10 protein-coding genes and 1 pseudogene are annotated in these 12,186 nt (G+C 55.9%); 5 read left to right on the top strand and 6 right to left on the bottom strand.

Annotated elements, in window-relative coordinates:
- Both NHH03_RS25755 and NHH03_RS25750 read right to left on the bottom strand, forming a co-directional pair.
- Positions 1-252: pseudogene (locus NHH03_RS25755) on the bottom strand (hypothetical protein); the annotation flags it as partial.
- Between the two features lie 154 nt (positions 253-406).
- Positions 407-1,297, bottom strand: a complete 891-nt coding sequence (locus tag NHH03_RS25750) for a DMT family transporter (protein WP_253161200.1) — start codon at positions 1,295-1,297, stop codon at positions 407-409.
- 103 nt (positions 1,298-1,400) lie between these two features.
- Between NHH03_RS25750 and cmk the strand changes: the two genes are divergently transcribed.
- Complete coding sequence (gene cmk, locus NHH03_RS25745) at positions 1,401-2,051, top strand: (d)CMP kinase (protein ID WP_253161198.1); 651 nt, start codon at positions 1,401-1,403, stop codon at positions 2,049-2,051.
- A gap of 80 nt (positions 2,052-2,131) precedes the next feature.
- Here cmk and NHH03_RS25740 read toward each other — a convergent pair whose 3' ends face one another.
- Complete coding sequence (locus tag NHH03_RS25740; RefSeq protein ID WP_253161196.1) at positions 2,132-2,962, bottom strand: class I SAM-dependent methyltransferase; 831 nt, start codon at positions 2,960-2,962, stop codon at positions 2,132-2,134.
- 182 nt (positions 2,963-3,144) lie between these two features.
- Here NHH03_RS25740 and gap point away from each other — a divergent pair, with 182 nt between their 5' ends.
- The gene (gap, locus tag NHH03_RS25735; RefSeq protein ID WP_253161195.1) at positions 3,145-4,167 is read left to right on the top strand and encodes a type I glyceraldehyde-3-phosphate dehydrogenase; all 1,023 of its coding nucleotides are present in this window, start codon (positions 3,145-3,147) and stop codon (positions 4,165-4,167) included.
- Positions 4,168-4,235: 68 nt separating this feature from the next.
- Here gap and NHH03_RS25730 read toward each other — a convergent pair whose 3' ends face one another.
- Positions 4,236-4,382 carry a hypothetical protein gene (locus tag NHH03_RS25730; protein WP_253161192.1) on the bottom strand — a complete coding sequence of 49 codons (147 nt, stop codon included), beginning with the start codon at positions 4,380-4,382 and terminating at the stop codon, positions 4,236-4,238.
- Positions 4,383-4,465: 83 nt separating this feature from the next.
- Here NHH03_RS25730 and NHH03_RS25725 point away from each other — a divergent pair, with 83 nt between their 5' ends.
- Complete coding sequence (locus tag NHH03_RS25725; protein ID WP_253161191.1) at positions 4,466-5,323, top strand: hypothetical protein; 858 nt, start codon at positions 4,466-4,468, stop codon at positions 5,321-5,323.
- Positions 5,324-5,391: 68 nt separating this feature from the next.
- Here the strand turns inward: NHH03_RS25725 and NHH03_RS25720 are convergent, their stop codons facing one another.
- Complete coding sequence (locus tag NHH03_RS25720) at positions 5,392-6,363, bottom strand: calcium/sodium antiporter (RefSeq protein ID WP_253161189.1); 972 nt, start codon at positions 6,361-6,363, stop codon at positions 5,392-5,394.
- Between the two features lie 697 nt (positions 6,364-7,060).
- Here NHH03_RS25720 and nhaD point away from each other — a divergent pair.
- Positions 7,061-8,407, top strand: coding sequence for a sodium:proton antiporter NhaD (gene nhaD, locus NHH03_RS25715; protein WP_253161187.1), 1,347 nt, complete (start codon positions 7,061-7,063; stop codon positions 8,405-8,407).
- 28 nt (positions 8,408-8,435) lie between these two features.
- On the opposite strand, the gene NHH03_RS25710 is transcribed toward nhaD, so the two are convergent.
- Positions 8,436-10,412: a redoxin domain-containing protein gene (locus tag NHH03_RS25710; protein WP_253161185.1), complete on the bottom strand. Its 1,977-nt coding sequence runs from the start codon at positions 10,410-10,412 to the stop codon at positions 8,436-8,438.
- A gap of 256 nt (positions 10,413-10,668) precedes the next feature.
- Here NHH03_RS25710 and NHH03_RS25705 point away from each other — a divergent pair, with 256 nt between their 5' ends.
- Entirely contained in the window at positions 10,669-11,949 is a 1,281-nt protein-coding gene (locus NHH03_RS25705; protein ID WP_253161183.1) for a hypothetical protein, read from the top strand.
- The last annotated feature ends 237 nt before the right edge of the window (positions 11,950-12,186 follow it).

Below are 12,186 nucleotides of genomic sequence, written 5' to 3'. Positions count from 1 at the left end.
CCAGGGGAAAGGGGTTTTATTTAGAAAAATGGCGATGACAAGTGTCGTGACGCTAAGCCCGTAGACTGCCGCAACGAGCATCCCAAAGGCGTCGACGTCGGAAACCGATTCAAGATTGTAGTACTGGGCGTCGGCGGCGAAACGCAACAGTTTAATGCTGCGGGCAACAAAGAATGACACACCGATACCCGCCGTTAGCACCATCAGGTAGGAAATACTCAATCGATCAGACGCTACTGAAGTTGAATTCATTTCTTGAACGAAAAGGCGCTTACGATTGGCAGCTGCGGTGTGCCTGCTGATGCAACGGGTGGTTCTCAATTGTTAGCATACTCGCTCGGCGTCTGCGAAATCCATCAAGTTGATCGTGGTTGAGAGCCAAAAGTGGCTGCCCACTTTGATTGGGTTACGGGAAACGTTTGGCGAGCCAGGGCTGCACGAGCACGGCTGCAAAAATCAAGACGGCTCCTGCGTAGAACGCCGTTCCGACGTGTTGCAGGTCGCCAAAGAAGATCGCTCCAAACGTGATGCCGTAAATCGGTTCCATATTGTTGGCGAAATTGATGGTGAACACGGACATCCGCCGCAGCAATTCCACGTACACCCAATAAGCAAAGATAGTACAGACAAGCACGAGGATGGCGAGATAGATCCATTCGACGGGTGTCGGCAGCATGCGATCCGATGCCAGTTCAATCCCTAGCAGCGGTGCAATCGCCAGCCCCACGACACACAGGATCGCGGCACCCGCCATCTCGTACATGACGATCACGGTTTCTCCTGTACTGCCTGCGAGTCGGCCATTGAAGATCGAAAACAGGCAGGCCAGGACGGCGGCCAACACCGCCACGATCAATCCCAAATGAAACTCGGTTTCACTTCGATAGATCAGGTAGACCGCCGCAATCACGACCAGTCCCAACACCACGTTGACGCGCTGCAGCCGAACCTTGCGGTTGAGCATCGGTTCTAGCAGCGCGGTCCAAAATGAGACCGTCGCGACACCGATCATGCAAATTGAAACGCTGGCGATCTTGACTGCCAAAAAGAACAACACCCAGTGCAGTCCCAACAGCATGCCATTGGCGATCAGGGCCACTGCCAATCGGCCGGGAATCATCGCCCGGCGGCGCAGCAGCGCGACCAACAACAGGGTCGCCAACAAACTGCGAATCAGCACCAATTGCGTGGGACTGATGTCGATCAAATTGCCAAGCACGGCGGTGAACCCCCACAGCAGAATGACCAGATGAAGCTTCAGATAGTCGCGCACGGCGTTCGTCTCGGCGGATGGCACAGCAAATCGGGCGGGAATGGTCGCTCGGCAAGACCGATTGCACAACCACGCGAGCCCGATCAGGATAGACTTCCGCAATCGATTCACGTAGGGAAATTGCATTTTGATCGTCACCATTGATGGCCCCGCCGGTGCGGGCAAGAGCAGCATCGCGCATCAGGTCGCGTCCAGGCTGGAGTTCGAGTTTCTGGATACCGGTGCGATGTACCGTGCGGCGACGCTGGCGGCACTGCGAGCCCAGATGGATCTGTCCGATACCGACGGATTGGCCGAATTTGTTGGAACGCTGAACCTGGCCTGGAAATCCAACACGATCTGGATTGATCAGGAAGATGTGTCGGGATTGATCCGCACGCCGGAGGTGACCCGGTCGATTCGCTATTTGGCCGATGTCCCTGCGGTCCGCTCCAGACTGTCGCAATTGCAGCGTCAAATCGCTTGCGGTCGCAACATCGTGACCGAAGGCCGGGATCAAGGCGCCGAGGTGTTTCCTGACGCCGAGTGCAAAATCTTTCTGACCGCATCGCCGACCGAGCGGGCCAAGCGACGAATGCGGCAACTCGCCGATTCAGGAAGCTATCTCTCGCTGGAAGACGTTCTGGCGGCGCAAAACCAGCGTGACTTGGAGGACCGAATGCGAGCGGTCGGTCGCTTGCGGGCTGCCGATGATGCGGTGGTGATCAACACCGACGGCATGCTGCCCGAACAGGTGCTTGACCAAATTGTCGACCTGGTCCGATCACGTCTGGACTAAACCACGTCTGGGCCGAACGAAGTTGCGATACGAACTGCATCAACAGGCCGTGACGCGTCGGGCTAGGAAAAATCGATGCCTCATTCAAATGCGGTACAAACCGCGAAGTACCCGCTGGAATTCCAACGGGATTGCGTCAGCCGCTGGCCTTGCAAATCGACTCGATCCAAACGATCCAGTCGCCAACCGGCGGCTGCCAATTCGGATCTCAGTTCGCTGCCGCTGAATCGATGCATGAACATGTTCTGTAAACCGCGATAGGGATATGTCGCGTCGCCAAATTCACTCTCGCGATCGCGCAGTGAATGTAGCCAGGATCCGGCCAACCGCCGCCAGCCGCCGGATTCGCGCAAGCCCGCCCAGCGCCGGTGCACATGCACGACGAACGTCCCGTTGGGTTTGACGATCCGCGCCACATGTCGCAGGAATTCGATGCGATTCTGGCGTGCTTGAATCATTCCCAGCGTGCTGAACATACAGATGGCGTGATCGGCGATCCCATCGCGTAACCCTTGCAACTGCACCAGATTGGCATGAATCGGCCAGATCTGGCCACCGGCCGGCGCGGGGCAACGCTGCCGCAGTTCGCAAAGCATCGGCTGGCTCAGATCGATCGCCAGGACATCGCACCCGGATTCACTGACCGGAAGTGCCAACCGCCCCGTCCCGCAGCCCAAATCCAAAATCAAGGGCCGCGATTCAAGAAGTTTTTCCTGGTGGCCCGCAGATTGTTCTCGACGAACGTCCGCCAAAACGCGTTCGACATATTGTTGGTCGAGCTGGCAAAGAGGAGTGTCCGCCACAAAGTCATCATAGTGGCGTGCGATCGACCGCTGGTGCACATATTCCCACGTCCCCTTGGCCAAACCGGGTGGGCGTCGCCAGTTCGGTGGAGCGGAATTCTGGGTCATGGTGTTAATGGGTTAGCGTTTCTATAATTCGCAAGACGCGAGGCGGCGTGGCGGTCAACGGGACCTCCGCTGTGATCTGAATCGAAATGGTTTCTTCGCGAAACATCTTCCCATCCCCTTTGACGGGTGTCCTTGTCGTTTGTTGGCAAGTCTACCCCACAACGCCAGGAGTCATCATTACTGTGGCTATTCGAGTTGCAATCAACGGGTTCGGCCGCATCGGTCGCCTGACTTTTCGAAATTTGATGGAACGTAGTGACGAGTTTGAAGTGGTCGCCGTCAATGACTTGACCGACAACAAAACACTCGCGACGTTGCTGAAGTACGACAGTGTTCATGGTCGCTATCCCGGCGAAGTGACCTACGACGACAATTCGTTGACTGTCGAAGGCAAAAAGATCTTGGCCCTGGCCGAGCGTGACCCACGCAAACTGCCTTGGGGCGAGCACAACGTCGACATCGTGATCGAGTCGACCGGATTTTTCACCGGTCGCGCCAGCGGCGACAAACCGGGTTACGACAGTCACCTGGAAGCCGGCTGCAAGAAAGTCATCTTGAGTGCTCCGGCCAAAGACGGCGCCGACCTGACCTGCGTTTTGGGCGTCAATGACGATCAGCTGAACGCCGATCTGAAGTGCGTCAGCAATGCGTCTTGCACGACCAACTGCTTGGCACCTGTCGCCAAAGTCCTGAACGAAACGTTCGGCATCGAATCCGGTCTGATGACCACGGTTCACGCTTACACGAACGACCAAAACGTCCAAGACCAACCGCACAGTGACTTGTACCGAGCCCGTGCGGCGGCCCTGAACATCATCCCGACCTCGACTGGCGCTGCCAAAGCGGTTGGATTGGTGATTCCGGAACTGCAAGGCAAGTTGACCGGTATCGCAATGCGAGTTCCGGTCCCCACCGGCAGCGTCGTCGACCTGACCGTGAACCTGAAAAAAGAAGCGACTACCGAAACGATCAACGCCGCAATCAAGGCTGCCGCTGAAGGCCCACTCAAAGGCATCTTGTTCTACGCAACAGATCCCTTGGTCAGCAGCGACATCGTTCACGATTCGCACAGCAGCATCTTCGCCTCGGACTTCACCCAAGTCATCGACGGCAAATTGGCGAAAGTCGTCAGCTGGTACGACAACGAGTGGGGCTACAGCTGCCGCACCGCCGACCTGGTCGCCAAGATGGGCGCCCTGCTGTAACGGCAAACCATCGTACCGATCAAACCCAAAAAAGCCTGAGGTGGATCCTTTTCCGCCTCAGGTTTTTTTCATGCGCCTTCGGACTTGGTTGCCTGTGGTGATCGCAGCGTAAAAGCCGGCTTGGAAAACGACAGATAGCCACGGCGACCAGCATCCGAATACACAACCGGCCAAGCTCGATTGGTTAAAATCGATTCCGGGGGCAGAACGCTCATGGAACCCCACCCGTATTTTGACTCAACGACAGCCCCCGATGGGATCTCTGATGCGCATACTGGCACTTCTATTCGCTTTGTTGATGACGACAGCAGTACAGGGACAAAATGCGGAGGAGGATCACGCAACGCTGAAGCGTTTTTATCGCCATCGCGCGGAAACGTTTTCTTTCTTCTTGGACGTGGACGGCCAGCAGCGACTCAAGTTAGAAGACCCTGTATTCACATGGACCGGCCTGGATTACCAGAGCTTGCGAAATACAGCAGCTGCAAATTCGGGAGATGTATTTGTTTGGACCTACGGCGGCCGAGCGGTGGTGGTCGGTGGCGTCCTTTCACAGCCTTTTGGGACAGGTCGCGAGGTGTACCACGAGTTCCAGGCACTGATTGAGACACCTCCAATGCCCATCTCCAGTCCGATGAAATGGGGTGAGAGGTGGTCGCCGGTCGGAGTCAAACTGAGACCCATTCCGCGGGCAGTCACGCCGGTCGCCGGGACCGATTCGGAAGCGATTCGTCGACGTGACATCCAGATGCGCGGCCTGGCACGCCAATTTGAAGCGCAGACACGATCAGCTCAAACGGGAAAAATACACTCTTTAAAGCTCCAACCGAAAGCCATTTTTCGGCTCAACGCGAAAGAGCTGAGCGACGCGAGATCACCCGTCATTGATGGAAGTCTGTTTCTGTTCACAAACCAGTTGGGCACAGACCCGGAATTAACGCTGCTGATCGAATGCCATCGGAATGGCGACGAACTCACCTGGAAGTACGCGCCGGGCTCGCTGGCGTTCCAGGAATTATGGCTCAAGCACAATGGCACGCCGGTCTGGCACTTACCGAACTACTTGGACGATCCAGGTGACGGTAACTTTGTCTCGTCACGGTCGCACGACAATGTCAGCCTGGATGAAATCAAGCAAGAGATGCAGCAGCAGTAGTTACATCGGGCGACAGAGTCGTCGTCGAAGCAGGCCGCTGGCAAACCTTTGGGGCTGGTCGATGGTTTCTAGCGATTGAGCAAATAGACTAAGTAAGTGATGTAGCAGACCACAAAAACGGCGCCCTCCCAGCGTGATACCCGCCATCCCGTGAGGAAAACCGGCAGACAGACCAGTGACACCAGGATCATCAGGGGGATGTCGAATTGAATCGCGGACACCGAGACGTCGATTCCTCCGGGAGCAATCAGGGCAGTTGCCCCGAGCACCGACAGGATATTAAACAAACTGCTGCCAACGACGTTGCCAACGGCGATGTCGCTTTCACCGCGAAGGGCCGCCATGACGGATGCCATCAACTCCGGTAGAGACGTCCCAATGGCAACGATGGTCAACCCGATCGTCAACTCGCTGACGCCCCACCCGCGCGCCAAATCGCTCGCACCATCGACCAACAATTTGGCGCCGATCACCAATAGTCCCAACCCGACCACCAACAACACCAGTTGGCGAATCGCGTTGCGTCGATGCCCCTCGACCGGCGGGAGGGCATCTGCAAATTCTTGCGTGACAGCCGCGGATTCATATCGGCTTTGTCGGATCAACCAAATCGTGTAAATCACAATCGCGGTGACCAGGAAAGCACCTTCCACCCGGCTGATATTTCCATTCCACGCCATCGCCAACAAAACACACCCGGCGACCACCAGCAACGGCACATCCAATCGCACCAATCGGCTCTGCACCTTGAGGGGCATGATCAGGGACGCGACCCCTAGGATTAACAGAACATTGGCGATATTGCTGCCAACAACGTTCCCGATCGCCAAGTCGACTTTGCCAGAAAATGCAGCTCCGAGACTGGTGGCAAGTTCGGGCGCGCTGGTGCCGAATGCGACCACAGTCAAACCGATCACCAGCGGTCCGACGCGTGCAAGCCGCGCCAGTGCCGATGCACCACGCACCAATAGTTCGCCGCCACCGACCAGCAGCACCAGACCGACAACAATCAACAGAAGATACTGCAGCCAATCTGGCATAAACGCTCACAGCCAAACAAAAAGAGTCTCGAGTTTCCGGTCGTCATCGTAGCCGAATCCGTGATCAGATCCTAACGATCAACGATCTGAATGGACAGCGGCGCTCGAAATTGAATACCAACCAACACTCACACTCGCTTGCCGCGTGTTGATTCAATCCCTGCCGCAACGGTAGAGTCGTCTTTCGCTCCGCGAAAGCAAGGTTAAGGCGGGGACCTTCGCAGAGCGAAAGGCGACCATCGTTAAATCAACAAGCCGATCAGCGAGGGATTTCGGGTGTCAACGCGATCGCTGGCAGACGCGTTTTGAACGCCAGCGCCTTTTGCAATTCACTCGCCCGCCCCGCGGGAGAGTGAAAGGATCGAAGCGGCAATTTACCGGTCCATTTGAGTTGAAAGGTTGTTTAACGCTGGCTTCAAAACAGACGCGTCGGGGTACCAATAACCAATGCCTCTCACAAATACGCTTTTCTAGAAGGTTTCATTCCCGCTGCTTGCGTGCCGTGCCGTCGGAGTGCCTTGGCGTGGGTGGGGGGTTGCCAGGCGAGTTGGTTGGACGCACCCCGCAGGGTCCGCCACTTGGAGCGCAGAAGCCGTTCGCTATGATGCCAAACAAACCGACCGCAACCTCAACCCCAGACCGCGTCTGCCCTGCAAACGAATGGCCGTAACCTGGCAACCACTGCCACGAAATCACCATGCTGACTCTGATTCTGTGCATCTTCCTTCTCGGCTATTTGGCAATTGCATTTGAACACAAGCTGGAGATCAACAAAGCTGCCAGCGCTCTGTTCATCGGCGTGGTGTGCTGGTCGCTGTATGTGATCAACGTCGACTCTCTGATGCCCAGCGAATCCATTCCGAATTGGTTTCGATTGGAGGCCGTCGAGGACCAGGTGAGCAACCTACCGCTGCACTTTGCCATCGATGTGCAACACCTGCATCAAACCGGTGAGATCGCCAGCATTCTATTTTTTCTGATGGGTGCGATGACGATCGTGGAACTCGTCGATGCCCACGAAGGGTTTGCGTTGATCACCGACCGGATCGTGACTAAGGACAAACGAAAACTGCTGTGGACCGTCGGGTTACTGACTTTTTTCCTTTCCGCTGCGCTTGACAACCTGACCACCACCATCGTGATGGTTTCGCTGCTACGCAAAATGATCCATGACCACGAAGACCGGTTACGGTTTGTCGGTCTAGTCGTGATCGCCGCCAACGCCGGCGGGGCATGGACTGTGATCGGCGACGTCACAACGACGATGTTGTGGATCAAGCACAAGATCGGGCCGTCGGAAGTGATGAGCGAATTGTTCTTGGGCAGCTTGGTTTGCTTGTTGGTCCCGCTGACATGCATTTCGCTGACGATGTCCGGGGAAATCACGCCGCGACAGAAGAAAACAAAAAGCGTGCCCAGCGAAATCCGCCCCTGGCATCAATGGCTATTCCTGGTGCTCGGATTGTCTGGACTGGTCGCCGTACCGCTGCTGAAGACCATCACGCACTTGCCGCCCTACATGGGGATGATGCTTAGTCTGTCGATTTTGTGGATTGTCTCGGAACTGATCGGCCGTCACTTTGACGAAAAGACCCGATCGAGCACTGGCGTGCTGGCTGCGCTTAAACGTGTCGACATGTCCAGCATCCTGTTTTTCTTGGGCATCTTGTTGGCCGTGGGATCGCTGTCCGCAATGGGAACCCTGCAATCTGCATCCCTGTGGCTCGATTCGGTTTTGCCGAACCGAGATGTCTTGGCCATCGTCATCGGACTGGTGTCGGCAATCGTTGACAACGTTCCGCTGGTCGCCGCGGGGATCGAGATGTACGATCTTCCCACCAACGACCCCTTTTGGATGCTGTTGGCGTATTGTGCCGGCACCGGTGGCAGTTGCCTGATCATCGGATCGGCCGCAGGCGTGGCAGCGATGGGCATCGAGCACATCAATTTCATGTGGTACGTCAAACGAATCGCACCCTGGGCTGTCATGGGCTACCTAAGCGGCGCAGCGGTCGTGCTACTGCAGCAATCTCTGCAAGGTTAGTTCATCGCAAAGTTGATCACTGGCCGCCTTACTTTGCGGCTGTCTCTTTTGCGGTTTGATTGTTGCGTGCAATGTACCGTCGCTGGTGCTGTTGCAATTCCTTCAGTTCCTGCATGGTCTTGCAGGTACACTGAAAGTTGCAGATCAACATTTCGTCGGTCGAGTCACTTCCCCAGTAAACCGTTCGGGGCGGTGAGTTGGGATTCAGCGGGTTGTCAGACGAGTTGTCATACCAGGCCTGGACCGAAATCTTGGTGCCTTTGGGAAGCTCGACCGGTTCTGCATAGGCATATTGTCCCTGCCAGTTGAAATCCCAATCCTTGATCCACAGCAGTGGCTTGACGGCACCGTCGGGCTGCGTTGCCAACACTTTGATCTCGCGCCCCAACACATGCATGTGCGGAACGATGTCCAACAAAGTGGTGTCGACCGGAAGGGTGTAATCGGCCGTTTCCAGATGACGTTTCTCGCCAGCCAGAATCTCAAGCCGTTTTTCGCCGACCTGAAGTTCGACCACAACCTGGCGCGCCGATCGTTTGGCGTAGTAGATCCCAATCTTCGACCGGTCGCGCTCCGGCTTTCCCGTACAGACATAGTGGATTTCGGCGACGATGTCGGCTCCGCGGGGAATCCAACGCCCCATCCCATCGGGCAGCGGCCGCGCGGCCATGCCGGGGAACCAACTGCTGAGCGTGCCTTGAGATTCAAACTGCGGCCCACCAAAACCGCTGTAGCCCGGCGATGGGTCCGCTTCATCCAGATGGCGACCAACGCGGCGGCCATCCAAAAAGAAACTGGCGTGGTGAACGGCTTGCGGCGTTCCCGGCTGAAAATCGACGGCACTGATCAAACGGTTTTCAGTCAACCGTGTCGGAATCACAAAGTACTGGCGAATGTCCGGTCCGCTGGCCGGGATCGGAAAAACCTCACTCATCTCCAGAACTTTGTCCGGCTCTCCCAAACGCCATCCCGTTTCAACGGCGGGCGATGCCGGTAAATCTGCCGGATCCCCCTGCGGTTTTCCCATTTCAACCCACGTCGACAACAAATCCAATTCATGTTTTGTCAGCCGCTGTTCGTCTTGAAACCTTGGGTAGACGGTCGACGGTTTCCATGGCGGCATGAATCCCGATTGGGTGACTTCGATAATTTGCCGGGCATGACCACTGACATCCTCATAGGTCAATAATTCGAACGGTCCCGATTGGTTCGGACGATGACAACAAACACAGTTGGCCTGGATAATCGGTGCAATGTCGCGGGTGTAGGTCACGCTGCCCGATTGTGTCTTGTTGGGGGGATCTTCCAGCGGGCAACCGATTGGCGTGGTTTTCGGCAGGGCAATCGGCTGATCGTCGACTACCGATTGGAGCGCAAGCTGTAAAAAATCTCGGTTGGCAACGTCTTTCTTTTTCCCCAATTTGACGTAACGGTCATCGATCGCGCCGCTATACAGCATCTTCCCGCTGTCGCTGACAACGATCGCCTGAGGCGTATGGGTTGGCGAGAGTGCCAGACGCAGCTTTCCCGAACCGTCGAACAACACAGGGAAGCTGACCTTGTACGCCTCGCTATGCTCGATCGCCTCACGACGTGTCACCGCGGGATCTGAAATCACACCGTAGAACTCAATGCCTTGGCGGCGATACCTGGACGACAGTTCATTCAGCAATGGTAAGTAGCTGTTGCTAATCGGACACTCGGTCGACAGAAACGAAAACACGATGCATTTCGTATCACCTGCCTCGCCTGGTCGCCGCAATTTGCCGTCTAGGTCAACAGCGTTTGTCAGCGCTTTCGCGCCCACGCCCTGTCCCAGCAATCGTTGATTGTCGGCGTTGGTCAGACATGCGGAGATCAGTCCGGTTGCGAGTAGCGTTTTGAAGGTGGTGAAAGACGAGCGGCTGAGTGTCTGTGCGTGAGGAATAACGACACGATCTCCGTATGGCGTTGCGTCTAATCCGGTATCCCCGCAAGCATCCAATGCAGGTAATACAGTCGACAATTCGACCGGCACTCCGATTGCCGCATCACGGCGAAACGAGGCCCGGCTGTGAAAAGTGAGAGGAGCAAACAGAAAAGTAGAATCGCAAACAGCAGTCGGCGATTACCTGAATTGTAACGCTAGCGGAAGACGCCAAGCAACAAAATTCACCGGCACAACGTCCAGAACTTCGATCGAACCGTACAACTTGACGCGCCATCACCAGATCTATACCCTTAGGTGCACAAATCCAATCTGGTCGCCAGAGAGACGCACAATGAATCGCCCCACTGGTCAACATCTGATCCTGGCCAAGCTGTGCTGGCTGGCTGTCGTCGGCGTACTGTCGAGCCGTTCAGTGGTCTTGGCACAGCCCGGCATCGATATCGAAGCACCACCGATCGAGTATTCGGAAACCCCAGCAAATAATCGTGTCAGCCGACTGATCGACAGCATTGAATCCAAAGCGATCGAACTGGAGTACACACGCGAGCACGGCTACCTGCGGTCGCTGCTCGCCGCACTGGAGATCCCTGAGTCGTCACAAACTCTGGTGTTTTCCAAGACCAGCATGCAAGTGCGTCATATCTCGCGGCGCAATCCACGCGCGATTTACTTTAATGACGATACATACGTCGGCTGGGTGCGCGGTAGCACGCTGATGGAGATCTCGACAGCCGACCCGAAATTAGGGGCTGCGTTCTACACGGTCGATATGATGCCGTGGAGAGCCAAAATGGAACAAGCCACATACGATTGTTTGGCTTGTCATGTGACATCGATGACCCTGGGCGTACCTGGCCACACGGTACGCAGTGTGTTCCCCAACGTGGATGGCAGCGTCGATTCGCAACGGCAATCGTATATCACAGATCACACCAGCCCCTTTTCGCAGCGATGGGGCGGATGGTATGTGACCGGCCGACATGGCGAGATGCCCCACATGGGAAATAGCTATCTGCGTGGCGGACAACTGGACCTCACGAACAATGGCAATCGGCTAAGCCTGTGGGATGATTTTGATGCCCACAGTTACCTCTCGCCACTGAGTGACATCGTCGCGCTGATGGTCTTGGAACACCAGTCGATGATGCACAACGTCATGACCCGCGCCGATTTCACGATTCGTAAACAATTGTATGACCAGAGTGCGATCAAAGCCTCGGCTGAAAACGAGGCTGAGTGGCAACTACAGTGCCAGATGACCGCCAAGCAGGTCGTCGACTGTCTGTTGTTCTGCGGTGAAGCTGCGCTAACGTCTGCGGTCAACGGTTCGGTGATCTTTGCGGACGATTTCGTGAAACAAGGACCGACTGACCAACAGGGACGCTCGTTGCGTGAGTTCGATCTAAAAACCCGCTTGTTCAAATATCCGTGCAGCTATCTGATCTACTCGCCAGCGTTTGATGCACTGCAAAAACCACTCCGCGATCAAATTCTGAAACAGCTGCGAGAGGTTCTTCGCTCGCCGGACCCCGGAGATGACTACCAGCATCTCGATGCGACCGTTCGCGCTGAGATCGATGCCATCTTGCGCGCGACCAAACCGGGCTATTAGTTACGCCGCACTTTCCTGCGTCTAGCAATGACGTCGTTCAGCTTTCGGCCCAACGGCCGTGCGGTATTTTCATGTTGCCTCGCCAGGCACTTGCAGCGTGACTTTCCCGCGTGAGTTTTGAACGTCCGCTTCTTTATCACAACCCGACACGTGAGTTTTGAAGTTGCGCACCTATCGCAACCCGACGCGTCAGCGAGGGATTTATCCGGTTGATGGGATCCCTCGCTGACGCGTTTT

Source organism: Stieleria tagensis (assembly GCF_024129865.1).
GTDB lineage: Bacteria > Planctomycetota > Planctomycetia > Pirellulales > Pirellulaceae > Stieleria > Stieleria tagensis.
Note: the sequence above shows the minus strand (reverse complement) of the source record. Positions and strands in the feature narration are given on the sequence as shown.

Excerpts from the sequence above, each read along its gene's own strand:
- NHH03_RS25725 (WP_253161191.1), top strand. The coding sequence starts at position 4,466 with ATGACGACAGCAGTACAGGGACAAAATGCGGAGGAGGATCACGCAACG.
- nhaD (WP_253161187.1), top strand. The coding sequence starts at position 7,061 with ATGCTGACTCTGATTCTGTGCATCTTCCTTCTCGGCTATTTGGCAATT.
- NHH03_RS25705 (WP_253161183.1), top strand. The coding sequence starts at position 10,669 with ATGAATCGCCCCACTGGTCAACATCTGATCCTGGCCAAGCTGTGCTGG.
- NHH03_RS25730 (WP_253161192.1), bottom strand. The coding sequence starts at position 4,382 with ATGAGCGTTCTGCCCCCGGAATCGATTTTAACCAATCGAGCTTGGCCG.
- NHH03_RS25720 (WP_253161189.1), bottom strand. The coding sequence starts at position 6,363 with ATGCCAGATTGGCTGCAGTATCTTCTGTTGATTGTTGTCGGTCTGGTG.
- NHH03_RS25740 (WP_253161196.1), bottom strand. The coding sequence starts at position 2,962 with ATGACCCAGAATTCCGCTCCACCGAACTGGCGACGCCCACCCGGTTTG.